Annotated in this window: 13 protein-coding genes; 8 read left to right on the forward strand and 5 right to left on the reverse strand. The window is 74.5% G+C overall.

From position 1 onward, the window contains the following. The first annotated feature begins 80 nt into the window (after positions 1-80). From OG370_RS11355 to OG370_RS11365, 3 genes are all read left to right on the forward strand, one after another. Positions 81-2,051, forward strand: a complete 1,971-nt coding sequence (locus OG370_RS11355; protein WP_328463181.1) for an ABC transporter ATP-binding protein — start codon at positions 81-83, stop codon at positions 2,049-2,051. Further along, positions 2,048-4,000, forward strand: a complete 1,953-nt coding sequence (locus OG370_RS11360) for an ABC transporter ATP-binding protein (protein ID WP_328463183.1) — start codon at positions 2,048-2,050, stop codon at positions 3,998-4,000. The genes OG370_RS11355 and OG370_RS11360 overlap by 4 nt, the downstream gene beginning before the upstream one ends. Positions 4,001-4,285: 285 nt before the next feature. After that, complete coding sequence (locus OG370_RS11365; protein WP_328463185.1) at positions 4,286-5,500, forward strand: serine hydrolase domain-containing protein; 1,215 nt, start codon at positions 4,286-4,288, stop codon at positions 5,498-5,500. A gap of 39 nt (positions 5,501-5,539) precedes the next feature. Here the strand turns inward: OG370_RS11365 and OG370_RS11370 are convergent, their stop codons facing one another. Together OG370_RS11370 and OG370_RS11375 are read right to left on the reverse strand one after the other, a co-directional pair. Then, the gene (locus OG370_RS11370; RefSeq protein WP_328463186.1) at positions 5,540-6,172 is read right to left on the reverse strand and encodes an NAD(P)-dependent oxidoreductase; all 633 of its coding nucleotides are present in this window, start codon (positions 6,170-6,172) and stop codon (positions 5,540-5,542) included. Between the two features lie 195 nt (positions 6,173-6,367). After that, on the reverse strand, positions 6,368-7,369 hold the full coding sequence (locus OG370_RS11375; protein ID WP_328463187.1) for an EamA family transporter: 1,002 nt from the start codon (positions 7,367-7,369) through the stop codon (positions 6,368-6,370). A gap of 45 nt (positions 7,370-7,414) precedes the next feature. On the opposite strand from OG370_RS11375, the gene OG370_RS11380 reads away from it, so the two are divergent. From OG370_RS11380 to OG370_RS11395, 4 genes are all read left to right on the forward strand, one after another. Next, a complete protein-coding gene (locus OG370_RS11380; protein ID WP_328463188.1) occupies positions 7,415-8,035 on the forward strand; it encodes a MarR family winged helix-turn-helix transcriptional regulator in 621 nt (206 codons plus the stop codon). A 193-nt stretch (positions 8,036-8,228) separates the two neighbouring features. Further along, a complete protein-coding gene (locus tag OG370_RS11385) occupies positions 8,229-9,500 on the forward strand; it encodes a serine hydrolase (protein WP_328463189.1) in 1,272 nt (423 codons plus the stop codon). 164 nt (positions 9,501-9,664) lie between these two features. After that, positions 9,665-9,859: a helix-turn-helix domain-containing protein gene (locus OG370_RS11390; protein WP_328463190.1), complete on the forward strand. Its 195-nt coding sequence runs from the start codon at positions 9,665-9,667 to the stop codon at positions 9,857-9,859. A gap of 7 nt (positions 9,860-9,866) precedes the next feature. After that, positions 9,867-10,337, forward strand: coding sequence for a Clp protease N-terminal domain-containing protein (locus OG370_RS11395; RefSeq protein ID WP_328463192.1), 471 nt, complete (start codon positions 9,867-9,869; stop codon positions 10,335-10,337). A 96-nt stretch (positions 10,338-10,433) separates the two neighbouring features. On the opposite strand, the gene OG370_RS11400 is transcribed toward OG370_RS11395, so the two are convergent. Continuing rightward, positions 10,434-11,441, reverse strand: coding sequence for an NADPH:quinone reductase (locus OG370_RS11400; RefSeq protein WP_328463194.1), 1,008 nt, complete (start codon positions 11,439-11,441; stop codon positions 10,434-10,436). 166 nt (positions 11,442-11,607) lie between these two features. On the opposite strand from OG370_RS11400, the gene OG370_RS11405 reads away from it, so the two are divergent. Continuing rightward, a complete protein-coding gene (locus OG370_RS11405; RefSeq protein ID WP_328463196.1) occupies positions 11,608-12,054 on the forward strand; it encodes a group II truncated hemoglobin in 447 nt (148 codons plus the stop codon). Positions 12,055-12,120: 66 nt separating this feature from the next. On the opposite strand, the gene OG370_RS11410 is transcribed toward OG370_RS11405, so the two are convergent. Together OG370_RS11410 and OG370_RS11415 are read right to left on the reverse strand one after the other, a co-directional pair. Further along, positions 12,121-12,489, reverse strand: coding sequence for a hypothetical protein (locus tag OG370_RS11410; protein WP_328463198.1), 369 nt, complete (start codon positions 12,487-12,489; stop codon positions 12,121-12,123). A gap of 132 nt (positions 12,490-12,621) precedes the next feature. Continuing rightward, positions 12,622-13,491: a Gfo/Idh/MocA family protein gene (locus OG370_RS11415; RefSeq protein WP_328474002.1), complete on the reverse strand. Its 870-nt coding sequence runs from the start codon at positions 13,489-13,491 to the stop codon at positions 12,622-12,624.

Consider the following 13,491-nt stretch of genomic DNA (forward strand, 5'->3'; position numbering starts at 1 on the left):
CGGCAGGTGTGGCCGGTCAGCGATACTGCTTGGCTTCGTGGTGCGCGTACGCCACCGGACGGGCCTTTAGGGTCGGTCTGGTGACAGTCGACGCCCCACCGATACCGCCGCAATCGGCCGCTCCCTCTCCCGCCGCGCCCCCGCCGGCGGCACCCGCGGTCGAGTGGCCGTCGTCGCGCGCGCTGCTGTGGGGTGCGCTGCGGGCGCGGCGTCGGGACCTGGTGGCCGCGTCGGCGCTCTACAGCTCGCACCAGCTCGGCGAGTCGATGGTGCCGGTGCTGGTCGGCGCGACGGTGAGCCAGGCCGTCGCGGGTGGCAGCCGGTGGGCGATCGCGCTGTGGCTGGGTGTGCTCGCCGCGGACTTCGTGCTGCTGTCGCTGTCGTACCGCTTCGGCGCGCGGGCGAGCATGCGGGCCAAGCAGCACACCGGGCACGTGGTGCGCATGTGGGTGACGGAGCGGGTGCTGCGCCCCACCGGCGGTATACGGCTCGCCCCCGGCGACCTGCTCACCCGCGCGGCGAGCGACGCCGGCCGGGTCGGCGCGTTCGCCGGGATCGTCGCGCAGACGGTGGCGGCGGTGGCGGTGCTCGCGGTCTCCACGGCGCTGCTGCTGTGGTTCTCGCTGCCGCTGGGAGCGGTGATCCTGCTCGGCACGGCGCTGCTGCTGGTCGTGCAGGACCGGGTCGCGCGGCGGTTGCGGCGGCACAGCGGAACCGAGCAGCACGAGGCCGGGCAGGCCGCGGTGCTCGCGGAGGACCTGGTGCGCGGGATGCGCGTGCTCAAGGGAATCGGGGCGGAGCGGACCGCGGCGGAACAGTACGGGCGGGCCAGCCGGGCCGCGTTGGGGGCGTCGCTGCGGGCGGTGTCGTCGCAGTCGCTGCTGTCGGCGGTGGGAACGGCTTTCACCGGCGCGTACTTGACGGTGATCGCGGGAGTGGGCGGGTGGCTCACACTTTCGGGTCGAATGGGTTTGGGGGAGTTTGTGGCGGCTTTGGGATTGGCAAGATTCGTGGTGGGACCGATGCAGGTGGTCTCGGGGGCGAGCGCGGCGTATGCGCGGGCGGTGGCGTCGGCGGGGCGGGTGCTCGAGGTCGTGGGGATGCGGGAGGAAGTGCGGGACGGCTTTCTCCCGGGTGAGTGGGCGGAGGGACAGGGGGCGCGGGTTGTGGTGGCGGGAGTCGAGGTCGGTGGGTTCGCGGGGGTGTCGTTCGAGGCTGAGCGTGGGGAGTTGACGGGGCTGGTGGTCGATGTGCCCGGGTTGGCCGGGCGGATTCCGGGGTTGCTGGTGCGGGAGGGCGAGCCCGGGGCGGGACGGATCGAGATCGGTGGAAAGGAGGTGGGCGAGGTGCCGTTGGAGGAGTTGCGGGCACGGGTGCTGGTGTCGCCGCATGATGCCGTGCTGTTCCCGGGCACCATCGCGGAGAACATCGCGCTGCTCGCGCCCGACCCGAAGGCCGCGGAGCGCGGCACCCGGGCGGCGTTCGCGGACCAGGTGATCGACACGGTGCCTGGTGGCGCGCAGGCGCCCGTAGGAGACCGCGGGGAGAGCCTGTCCGGCGGGCAGCGGCAGCGCGTCGCCCTCGCCCGCGCTCTGGCGGCGGCCCCGCCGGTGCTGGTGCTGCACGACCCGACCACGGCCGTGGACGCGGCGACGGAGGACCGTATCGCCGGCCGCCTGCGCGAGTTGCGGGCACGCGACGGACTGACCTCGCTGCTGGTCACCACCAGCCCCGCGCTGCTCTCCCGCTGCGACCGGGTGTTCTTCCTGCACGCCGCCGTGCCGGAGGAGGTGGCGGCAGCCGGCCGCGGAGGGGACGGCGCCGCGGCGGAAGGCCGTACCACGGGGGGCCCGACCGGCCCCGGCGGCACGGGAGTTGCCGACGGCGGTGCCGTACGACCGCGCGGCAAGGATCGCGACACTGGCGACCCCGGCCCCGAGGGCGAGGGGTCGCCGCCCGGCCCGGCCGTCACCCTGCTCACCGCGGACAGCGGCACCCATGCCGGCCTGATGCGGGACAACGCCGCCTACCGTGAGTTGCTGACCCGGTGAGCGCCGCCGGTTCCACCGTTGACCCCGCCACCGGCCCGGCCGCCGCACCCGCCGCCGACCGGCCGCTGCTCCCGGTCGCCGACGGCCGCCGCACCCGCGGGTATCTGCGCGCCGCGCTCCGCCGACGCCGTCTGCTGCTCGCGGCGACCACGGCCGTGATGGTCGCCGAGAGCGCGCTCGGCCTCGTCGGCCCGATCGCCATCGGATGGGTGACGCAGGCGGTCGTGGACGGCCGCGGCACCTCCGCGGTGATCGGACCGGTGGCCCTGCTCGCCGCCGCGGCGGTCCTGGGCGCGCCGGCCACCTGGGCATCGAACGTCCTGCTCGCCCGCGTCGTGCTGCCCGAAGTGGCAGACCTGCGTGAGGAGGTGGTCGGCACCGCGCTCGCCCTCCCGGTGGACACGGTGGAGGCGGGCGGCAGCGGCGACCTCGTCTCGCGCGTCTCCGGCGACGTGGAGCGCGTCACCGAAGCGGCGCAGGGCGGATTCGGGAGTTTCGTGACCGCGGCCCTCGCCATCCTGGCCACCCTGGTCGGACTGGCCTCCCTGGACTGGCGGTTCGCGATCGCCGGGCTGCTCGCGGTGCCGCTGCAGGCGCACACCCTGCGCTGGTACCTGCGCACGTCACGCCCGATCTACGCGGCCGGCCGCACCGCCGAGGGCCACCGCACCTCCGCTCTCCTGGGCGCCTTCGCCGCGCTGCCGACCGTGCGGGCACTGCGGCTCGGCGGCCGCCAGTACACCCGCGTCGAGGACGCGTCCCTCGCCGCGGCGGAGTACGAGTTCAAGGCCACCCGCACCGCCACGCGCTTCTTCGGGCGGCTCAACGTCGCGGAGTTCATCGGCCTCGGCGCGATCCTGCTCGCCGCGTCCGTACTGGTGCGGTCCGGCACGGCGAGCGTCGGCGCCGCGACCACGGCCGCCCTCTTCTTCGTGGGGCTCTTCGACCCGATCAACGCGGTGCTCGGCGCGTTCGACAGCGTGCAGCAGGCGGCGGCCGGGCTGGCCCGCCTGATCGGGGTCCTCGACGCGGCGCCCGCGAAGGCGGCAGCGGTGGCGGGGAACGCACCGGATTCCGCGGCGGAGCCCTCGTCGAAGTCCGGGCCGACGCCCGCACCCGCACCCGCACCCGCACCCGCACCCGCACCCGCACCAAGTGTTCCGGCGACGGGAGTTCGGCCGGGCGAGGGGGCGGGACAGAAGTCGCGGTCCGGGCGGGGGCCCGTCCTCGGGCTCGACGGCGCGGACTTCGGCTACGGCGACCGGCCGGACGTCATTCACGACGTGAGCGTGCGCATCGAGCCGGGTCGGCATGTGGCGGTCGTGGGCACCACCGGCTCCGGCAAGTCCACGGTGGCCACGCTGCTGGCGGGGCTCCGTACGCCCCGGCGCGGCACCGCGACGCTGGACGGGGTGCCGCTCGCCGGCCTCTCCCCCGCCGAGCTGCACCGCAGGGTGGCCCTCGTCACCCAGGAGACCCACCTGTTCGCCGGCACCGTCGCCGCCAACATACGGTTGGCGCGGCCCGACGCGTCCGACGCGGAGGTCACCGCCGCCCTCGAGGCGGTCGGCGCGACCGGATGGGTCGACGCGCTGCCCGACGGCGCCGCCACCGTGATCGGCGCCGGCGGCCACCACCTCGCCCCCAGCCAGGCCCAACACCTCGCCCTGGCCCGGTTGTTCCTGCTCGACCCGGAGGTGGTCGTGCTCGACGAGGCCACGGCCGAAGGCGGCAGTGACTCGGCACGGCTGCTCGACACCGCCGCCGCCACGGTTCTGCGCGGGCGCAGCGCCCTCCTCGTCGCCCACCGGCTCTCGCAGACCGCCACCGCCGACACGATCCTCGTCATGGAAGGGGGTCGGGTGACCGAACAGGGCACCCACGAGGCGCTGCGCGCGGCCGGCGGAACGTACGCGGCCCTGTGGGACGCCTGGTCGCGCCCCAGCTGACACCGCCCGCACGGCGGTTCGGTGCCGGCCACGCGGTTCCGGCCATGTGGCTATGGCACCTCGGTTCCGGCCGCACGGTTCCGGCCGCTGCCCCGGACACGGGGACGCGCCGCGCCCCTCCCCGACCGCTGACGCTCGCTCAGCCGAGGAAGTGCCCCGGCATCGGGGGGATCTCCCTACCCCTCCCCCGGGTGGCAGCCGCATCGCACATCGGCGGGCCGGGCGCTTGACTCGACGTGTGGTACCCGTGAGGGACACGGGCGAGCCGAGTGACGGGGGAATGCGATGCGGGTTGCGGTGACGGGGAAGCGGACGGTCGTGGCGGCGTGGGTGGTGGCGCTGGCCGCGTCGGCGCTCGCGGCGGTGCCCGCGGGGGCGGATACGCGTGCGGGCGGCGGCGGTTACTCGGCGGCGGACCTGCGCAAGGACCTCGCGGCGGTACGGGCGGCCGGGGGTGGGGACATCAACGTGGTGGCGCGGGTGGACCGGCGGGGCGAGGGCCCGCTGCGCGCGAGGTACGGCACGGCGGGGGTCGGTTCGAAGGCGCCCGTGCCGTGGGAGCCGGAGTTCAGGGTGGCGAGCACCACGAAGACGTTCACGGCGGTGGTGGTCCTCCAACTCGTCGCCGAGCACAAGCTGTCGCTGGACGACACGGTCGACCACTGGCTGCCCGGGGTCGTCAGCGGCCACGGCAACGACGGCCGCCTGATCACCGTGCGCGACCTGCTCCAGCAGACCAGCGGGATCTACAACTACGTCGAGGACCCGGACGTCCAGGACCGCATGATCAACCACTTCGACGAGAACCGCTTCGACGACACCCCGCCCGAGCAGTTGGTCGCCATCGCGATGAGCCATCCGCCGCTCTTCACGCCCGGCGGCGGCCGCTGGGCCTACTCCAACACCAACTACCTGCTGGCCGGGATGATCGCCGAGAAGGCGAGCGGCGGCCAGGACTGGCGGGAGCTGGTGGAGCACCGGGTGATCGCGCCGCTCGGACTGCGCCACACCTACATCCCCGGCGCCGACCCGTACCTCGTCGGCCCGCACGAGCGCGTCACCATCACCGGCCCGGACGGCAAACCCGTCGACCTCACCGACCAGAGCTTCCAGCACACCGCCGACTCGGGGGTCGTCAGCACCCCCGCCGACCTGAACACGTTCTTCCGCGCGCTCGCCTCCGGCACCCTGCTGCCGCCCGCCCAACTGGCCGAAATGCGCACCACGGTCCCCTACGACGACCTGCCCGTGCCGCCCGCCGGCACCCAGGGCGGTTACGGCCTGGGGCTGCGCGTCATCCCGCTGACCTGCGGCGGTACCTACGACATGCACGAGGGTGACGGTCTCGGCGTGTACACCCGCCCGGCCGTCTCCGCCGACGGCCGCCGCGCGGTGACCGTGTCGATCACGACCACCACGGCCCTGATCGACCAGGACAAGGTGAACCGCGCGGTGGAGACGCTGACCGACCACGCGCTGTGCGGCCGCGCGTCGTCGTAACGGCTGTGCGGTGTAGGGGCGTTGGAGCACCCGCCCCGGTCAGTAGCCGGCCGTGAACCGGCACCGGTGGTGCTCGGGGTGCTCGGCCTCGTCCAGCAGGACCACCGCGAGGTCCTCGTACGAGAGCGCCGAGACGCCGTGCTGGTCGGTCACCAACTCGTCTGCTCCCAGGCGGTATCGGCCGGTGCGCTCACCCGGCGTGAGGAGGGCGGCGGGGCTGAGGTAGGCCCAGTCGGCGCGGGGCGCGGCGCGGCAGCGGTCGAGCTGTTCGGCGCCCGCGCGGGCGATCGGCAGCCAGTCGGCGGGGAAGTCGGGTGCGTCGGCGACGGTGCCGCCGGACGGGACGGTCAGGGTGCCGGCGCCGCCGACCACCAGCAGCCGCGCTCCGGTGACGGTCACGGCGGCGAGCAACGCCTCGGTGGCGAGGACGAGTTCGCTCTCGCGCCCGGGCGCGGGCCGGGTGGCGGCGATCACGACGTCCTGGTCGCGGGCCAACTCCGTTGCCGAGGCGGCGGACAGGGCGTCTCCGACCCGGGCGAGGGCGCCGTCGGGCAGTTCGGCGAAGCGGGCGGGCGACCGTACGACGGCGGTGACCGCGTGCCCTCGGGACAGCGCCTCGACGGTGATACGGCGGCCGGCGGCTCCGGCGGCCCCGAAGACGGTGATACGCATCGCTGACTCCATCGGTTGGCAAGGGGCGGGTGGGGAGCGGAGTTCCGCGGGGGCCGGCCGGTCGAACCTTTCCGGGAGGCCGGGAGGCCGGGAGGCCGGGAGGCCGGCGCACGGGAGCGGGTACCGGAATACGGGAGTACGGGAGTACGGTGCGGCTCCGACCTCTGGGTCAACTCGCCCTCGCGAACGGTTCGTTCAGGGGCCGGGCCGCCGACCGGACGGCCGTGGCGCGGCGGCGACCTGGGCCGGAGCTCCGGGTGAGGAACACGAGACGTGCGAGGCGCGCGAGACATACGAGCCGGGCGTAGGACGCGAGGCACCCGAAGCAGCCGCGTCCAACGGCTCCGCCCTGGGCCGTACTTGGGCGACCACCAGCGCGCCCAGGATCAGCGCGCCGCCCGCCGCCTGCGCGGCCGTCAGCTCCTGTCCCAGCGCCAGCCACCCCACGACGGTGGCGACCACGGGACTGAGCAGGCCGAGGAACGTCACGTTGACCGCGGGGAGTTCGCGGATACCGCGGAACCACAGCGCGTACGCGAGCGCCGCACCGACCAGCGCCAGATAGCCGTAGCCGAGGACGTTCCCGGCGGTCGGCGCGGGCGGCGGGCCCTCGACCAGCAGGGCGACGGGGAGCAACAGCATTCCGCCCGCAACGAGTTGCCAGCCGGTGGCGGCGAGCAGCGGCGCGGGCGCGGGCCACCGCTTGCTGAGGACGACCCCGGTCGCCATGACCACGGCGCTGCCCAGCGCGGCGGCGATCCCGAGGCCGTCGAGGTGGGCGCCGGACCTGAGCACCAGCAGGCTGACGCCGAGCACTCCGGCCACGCCGGTGAGAGCGGTGCGGGCGGTGAGCCGGTCACCGAGCAGCGCCGCGGAGAACACCGCGACCAGCAGGGGTTGCAGCGCGCCGACGGTCGCCGCGACCCCGCCGGGCAGGCGGTACGCGGCGATGAAGAGCAGCGCGAAGAAGGCACCGATGTTCAGGGTGCCGAGCACGAGCGAGCGCCACCACCACGCCCCGTGCGGCAGCCGGCGGGTGATCGCCACCAGCAGCAGACCGGCCGGCAGCGCGCGCAGCACGCCGGCCAGCAGCGGCCGGGCCGGGGGCAGGTATTCCGTGGTGACGTAGTAGGTGGTCCCCCACACGCTGGGGGCGAGCGCGGTGAGCAGGACGATCCCCGCCCGATTTCTTAGCACTAAGAGAAAGTATCTCAGCGCTAAGAGATTGGCTAGTGTGATGCCATGACGCACAGGGAGCAGGGCGAGGGCGGCGCTGACAGGCAGCCCGACGAAGCGGGAACGGGAACGGGAGCGGCGGCGCCGGAGCCCGAACCCGAACCGAAGACCGAGCGCACACCCGCACCCGCCCGCGACCACGTCGACCTCGTACTCGACCAGTGGTCCCGCCGCCGCCCCGACCTCGACGCCTCCCCCATGGCGGTGATCGGCCGGCTGAAGCGGCTGACCCGCCTGCTGGAGGGCGAGTTGCGCCGCGTTTTCGCCGAGCACGGCTTGGACGCCGCTTCCTTCGACGTCCTCGCCACGCTCCGCCGCAGCGACCCCCCGCACCACCTCACCCCGGCCCAACTGATGCAGGCCGCGATGGTCACCTCGGGCGCGGTCAGCCAGCGCCTGGACCGGCTGGAGGCGGCGGGTCTGGTCGCCCGCAGCCGCAGTGCGGCCGACGCCCGCGTGGTCCACGTCCGGCTCACCGACCAGGGCCGTGCCGTGATCGACGAGGCGCTCCCGGCCCACGTGGCCAACGAGCACCGCCTGCTCGCCGCCCTCGACACGGACGAACGGGACGCCTTGGCCGACGCGTTGCGCACCCTCTTGCTGTCCCTCGGCGACGGGACCGCGTGACGGGACCGGCGACAGGACCGCGTGACGCCACCCCGGGGGCCGGTGCGCCGATCGTCACGGCGGGGATACCCGGCGACAACACTTCGCGCATAGCGTCGGCCGTTGTCCGCAGGCGCCTCGCGGCGGGCGTGTCTCAGACGATTGCCACCCGGCTCTCAGGGGAACCCCAGAATCCCTTCCTACCGTCGGCGGCATGGAACAGCACAGACCGTTGGCGGACCGCGAAGGCGGGGGGTGGGCGGCCATGGCCGGCACACACGACGACGGTACGGGCGCGGCGCCGGGCGAACCGGTGGCCAAGGAGGGCGCAGACCGCTCCGACGCCCCGGAATCCACCGGCACCCTGGACGCCGGCGCCGAGGAGGCCGACCCCGCCGAGATACCCGGGGCACCCGGGGCAGCCGACGCGCCCAAGGCATCCGGGGCACCCGCCGCACCCGCCACGCCCACCGCACCCGAGCGGGCCGCACCCGGTCGACCCGAGCCCGAACCCGACCCCTCCCCCGCACGCCCCTGGGTCCGCCCCCTGCTGATCTCCGTGACCGCCCTCGCCGTGATGGCCGTCCTCACCCTCGCCACGATCGTGCAGTCCCCGTCCGCGAAGGCGGGCTCCGACACCGGCCCGACCGCCGACACGACCGTGCCGACCGCGACCACCACCGCTTCCGCGACGCAGTCGACGCCTCCCGCCACCGCCACGACCGCCTCGTCGGCCACCGCCACCGCGGCGCAGACCACCACCTCGCCCGACGCCGCCGTGACCACGGCAGTCCGGGCCCTCGGGGTCAGCGGCCACGTGTCCGTCGCGGTCACCGACGCGGACGGCGGCGCCGCGGCCACGTACGAGACCGGCGCCACCTCGTACGACACCGCGAGCATCGTCAAGGTGGACATCCTCGCCACGCTGCTGCTCCAGGACCAGCACGCCGGCACCCGGCTGACCGCCGCGCAGCGGACCCTGGCCACCGCGATGATCGAGCGCAGCGACAACGACGCGGCGCTCGACCTGTGGCGGACCATCGGGCGGAGCGCGGGGCTGACGGCCGCGAACAAGACGTTCGGGCTGGACCACACGGTCGGCGGCGAGGGCGACCTGTGGGGGCTGACCCAGACCACCGCGAGCGACCAGATCGCCCTGCTGCAGGCGGTGTTCGACAGCGGCTCGCCCCTTTCCGCGTCCTCGCGCGCGTACGCCTCCGGGCTGATGAGGTCCGTGATCGACGGCGAGCGCTGGGGCGTGTCGGCGGCCGACTCCGACGGCTCCGGCTACGCGCTGAAGAACGGCTGGCTCCAGCGCAGCGCCACCGGGCTGTGGGACATCAACAGCATCGGCGAGGTGACGTACGACGGGCACCGGCTGCTGGTGAGCGTGCTGTCGTCCGGGCAGAAGTCCGAGCAGGGCGGCATCGACCAGGTCGAACGGGTCGCCCGCACGGCGGCGCAGGCGTACGTCGACGCCGCCTGATCCCGCCCCGTCCCGCACCGTCGCCCCGAGCCCGCATCCGGCATCCGGCATCCCGCTACCCACACGCATCCCGCACCAGGCCACAGCCCGCCAACGGCCGCCACCCCCACCCGTCTGTCAGCCTGCGTTGACAACCGGCCACTCGTCAATCCAAACTGACACGCATGGACCTCACCGCGGTCATCGACTCGGACGACCCCTCCGTCGGCCTGCGTGCCGTCGGCGCCCTGCACCGGCTCGCCGAACAGGTGGAGGCGACGCACGTGGCACTCGCCCGGCGCGAGGGGTGGTCGTGGGAGCAGATCGGGGACGCTCTCGGGGTGTCCCGCCAGTCCGTGCACGCCAAATACGGGAAGTGAGACGGCCATGTCGGAAAGCAGCGCGGCACCACGGCTCAAGCCGGTGCTCGGACTCGCCCGCATCGAAGCCGAACGGCGCGGCGACCGCAGGATCGGCACCGACCACCTGCTGCTCGCGCTGATGCACTTCCCGAAGGAACCGCCCGCGCGGGCGCTGGGGGCGACCCTCGCCGAAGGGCGGTCCGCGATGGACGCGATGGACCGTGACGCGCTCCGCGCGATCGGCGTCCACCTGGACGTGGCGCTGGCCCCGCCGCCCACCCGGGGCAACCGGCGACTGCCGCTCAACTCCTCGGCGCGTTCGGCGGTCGGCGAGTCCAAGCGGTTCGCCGACCGCGACGGCAAGGGACGGCGGATCGAGCCGCGCCACCTCCTGCTGGCGCTGCTCACCGCCCGGCACCCGGACCCGGCAGCGGATCTGCTGAGCGCGCTCTCCCTGGACCCGGGCGAGGTCAGGCAACGGCTCGCCGCCACCTGACCTCGTACGACTTCCGCGCGCACCACGCCGTAAGGGCACCGTCCTTACGCCCGCCCGCGCGCCCTCCGCGAAACGGCTACACCGCCTGCGAACTCCCTACGGCGCCACGTCGATCAGCACCTTGCCCACGGCCCCGTCCCGGACCGCCTCGTGTGCCTGCGCGGTCCGCTCCAGCGGGAAACGGTGGAACGGGAGCCCCACCTCCGGGCCGGCCCGCAACGCGCCGTCGGCGAGCGCGGCGGTGATCGCGGCCACGGCCTCGTCCTTCGCCTCGTCCGGCACCGTGTAGAGCAGCAGCCCCTGCCAGCGCAGGTTCGCGAACATCGAGTAGCGGACCGGCGCGACGAACTCCTGGGAGTCGTCCGCGTAGAACGCGATCACCGCGTTGTTCGCGGTGACGGCCGCGTCCAGTTCCGCGTTGTGCCCCGGTGCGACCTCGACCACGATGTGCACGCCGTCGGGCGCGATCCGGCGGATCTCGGCCGCCGCGTCCTGCTCGCGGTAGTTGACGACGTGGTGCGCGCCGGCCGCGGTGGCCAGCGCGGCCTTCTCCGGGCCGCTGACCGTGGTGATGACGGTGGCGCCGGCCCAACGGGCGAGCTGGATCGCGGCGTTGCCCACCGCGCCCGCGCCGCCGGCGACCAGGACCGTACGCCCGTCGAGCGCGCCGGGGGCCAGCCGGGTGGGGCCGTACTCCGCCACGGTCAGCGCGCGGTGGGCGGTGATCGCGGGCACCCCGATGCTGGCGCCGAGGTCGAACGACGCGCGGTCCGGCAGCGGTACGGCCTGCCGGGCCGGCACCGTGGTGACCTCCTGCGCGGTGCCGTCGGGCCGCCGGTGGGCCGACTCCCACAGCCATACCCGCTCGCCGACCCGCTCGGCCGGCACGCCCGCGCCGACCGCGTCGATCACGCCGGAACCGTCCTGGTTGGGCACCTGCGGCCGTTCCGGCTCCGTGCCCTGCCGCGACTTCCAGTCCGTCGGGTTGACTCCGGAGACCCGGACCTTCACCCGCACCTCACCGGGCCCCGGTTCCGGCACCGGCCGGTCGGTGAGGGTGAGTACGTCGGGTCCGCCACTGGTGGTGTAAACGATGGCCTTCATGATCAGAGCAAACTACTCCCGGCGCGCTTCTCTTCCCCGCGCGGCGCGGCCACGGAACGGCACTTGCCCCTCGTTCGCCCCCTCCTCGCGGAAGCCGCTGCTCCGTTTGGTGCGCTCGCGGCGAAGCCGCGTGCTCCCGGCCCTCCCCGGAACGAGGATGGGACACATGCCCGAGCAGCCGAGCTTCTACGACGCCCTCGGCGGTGCCGACGCCCTGCACCGCCTGATCGACTCCTTCTACGACCAGGTCCTCCAGGACCCCCTGCTGGCACCGGTCTTCGCCGACTTCACGCCCACCCACGTCGAGCACGTGGTGGTGTGGCTGTCGGAGGTGTTCGGCGGCCCCGCGGAGTACAGCGCGAAGCTCGGCGGCCACCACGCCCTGCTCTCCCACCATGTCGACCTCGCGATCACCGAGGAACAGCGGGCCCGGTGGGTGGAGTTGATGCTCGCCACGGCCGCGAAGGAACTGCCCGCCGACGCCCTGCTGCAGCGGCGCTTCGCGGAGTACGTCGAGTGGGGTACGCGCATCGCGAAGTCGGTGTCCCAGCCGGGCGCGACCGTGGGCGACCCGGGGCCGACGCCGCGCTGGGGGTGGGACGGGCTGGACTGAGCCCACCGCGCCCCGTCACCCGCAGCCCCGTGGCCGGCAGACCCGTCACCCGTCACCCGCTGTCGGCTACATCGACGGCTCGGGCAGCTCCACCCGGTCCGCCGTCGGGGCGATCCGCGGGCCGCGCGGCACATAGCTGCCCGACGCCCCGCCGTGCCCCCGGTGCACCAGCAGCCCGGCCAGCGGGTCCGGCACCGCGTCGAGCGCGGCCCGGGTGCCGGGGAGCGAGCGCCACCACAGCCACGACTCCTCCGTCAGGAAGGCGACTTCGAGCACGACTCCCCAGCTGTGCGTGTACCACTCCCACTGCGTCGCGCCGTTGGTCACCAGCGACTCGGCGAGCGCCTGGGTGTGGGCGTCGCGCCACGCCGCGGCGGAGATCTCCGCGCGCTCGGCGTCCATGACCTCGATCGACCACCAGTCCGCAGCGTTCATCCTTCGACGATAGGCATCGGCCACGGTGTCCGGTAGGGGTGCAACACGCCCTGACCGTGATCCTTTTCGCCCGGGTGCGCCCTTTGCGCGCACCCGGGCGGATTTGCCCCTGGGAATCGGGGACCAGAACCCCTACGAGCCGAGGGCTTCCTCCGCCGCGGCGAGGATCTCGGTGACCCGCAGCCCGAACCTGGCGTCGCACGGGTGCGGTTCCGCGGCGGTCAGCGCGTCGATCGCGCGCGCCATCGCGTCGGTCGCCGGGCCGCTGACACCGTCGGGGAACGTCGCGATCCCGGGCGCGCCCCGGAACTCGATCGCCACGCCGGCGCCGGCCGGCGGCGAGGTCAGCGTCAGTACGGAGGTGCTCGACGCGCCGGAGTCGTGCCGCAGCGTCAGGTGGACCAGGTCGCCCGGGCCGCGGGCCGCGTGCACCTCGGTGGCGTCGCCGAGCACCGGCAGCAGCACCGACAGGGCGTGCGGGCCGACGTCCCACAGCCCGCCCTTCTCCCGCCGCCACGGCGAGTCGGCGTACGGGCTGGTGTCGCCGCCGAAGACCGCGCCGTACCAGTCGGCGCGGCCGGTGAACCACTGTCCGGCCGCGGCCTGGCGCTCCAGCCACCCGGACGCGCCGGCGTCGAAGCGCAGCGTGAAGAACACCACCGAGCGCACCCCGGTGGACTCCACGGCCGTGACCACCTCCCGCGCGGCCTCGACGGTCTGCGCGAGCGGCTTGTCCAGCAGCAGGTGGCGTCCGGCCCGCGCCGCCTTCGCGGCCAGCGGTGCCTGGAGGGACGGCGGCAGGGCGATCGCCACCGCGTCCACGTCGTCGATCAGCGCGTCGGGGTCGCCGTACGCGCGCCCGCCGAACTCCCGCGCCAGTTGCTCGGCCGCCTCCGGCCGGCGCCCCCACACCCCGGCCAGTTCCACGCCCGGGTGGGCGGCCAGCGCGGGTGCGTGCGCCTTCAACGCCCACGGGCCGGTCCCGAGCAGCCCCACCCGCAG

Source organism: Streptomyces sp. NBC_00448 (assembly GCF_036014115.1).
GTDB lineage: Bacteria > Actinomycetota > Actinomycetes > Streptomycetales > Streptomycetaceae > Actinacidiphila.

Excerpts from the sequence above, each read along its gene's own strand:
- OG370_RS11400 (WP_328463194.1), bottom strand. The coding sequence starts at position 11,441 with ATGAAGGCCATCGTTTACACCACCAGTGGCGGACCCGACGTACTCACC.
- OG370_RS11370 (WP_328463186.1), bottom strand. The coding sequence starts at position 6,172 with ATGCGTATCACCGTCTTCGGGGCCGCCGGAGCCGCCGGCCGCCGTATC.
- OG370_RS11390 (WP_328463190.1), top strand. The coding sequence starts at position 9,665 with ATGGACCTCACCGCGGTCATCGACTCGGACGACCCCTCCGTCGGCCTG.
- OG370_RS11385 (WP_328463189.1), top strand. The coding sequence starts at position 8,229 with ATGGAACAGCACAGACCGTTGGCGGACCGCGAAGGCGGGGGGTGGGCG.
- OG370_RS11380 (WP_328463188.1), top strand. The coding sequence starts at position 7,415 with ATGACGCACAGGGAGCAGGGCGAGGGCGGCGCTGACAGGCAGCCCGAC.
- OG370_RS11395 (WP_328463192.1), top strand. The coding sequence starts at position 9,867 with ATGTCGGAAAGCAGCGCGGCACCACGGCTCAAGCCGGTGCTCGGACTC.
- OG370_RS11405 (WP_328463196.1), top strand. The coding sequence starts at position 11,608 with ATGCCCGAGCAGCCGAGCTTCTACGACGCCCTCGGCGGTGCCGACGCC.
- OG370_RS11365 (WP_328463185.1), top strand. The coding sequence starts at position 4,286 with ATGCGGGTTGCGGTGACGGGGAAGCGGACGGTCGTGGCGGCGTGGGTG.
- OG370_RS11410 (WP_328463198.1), bottom strand. The coding sequence starts at position 12,489 with ATGAACGCTGCGGACTGGTGGTCGATCGAGGTCATGGACGCCGAGCGC.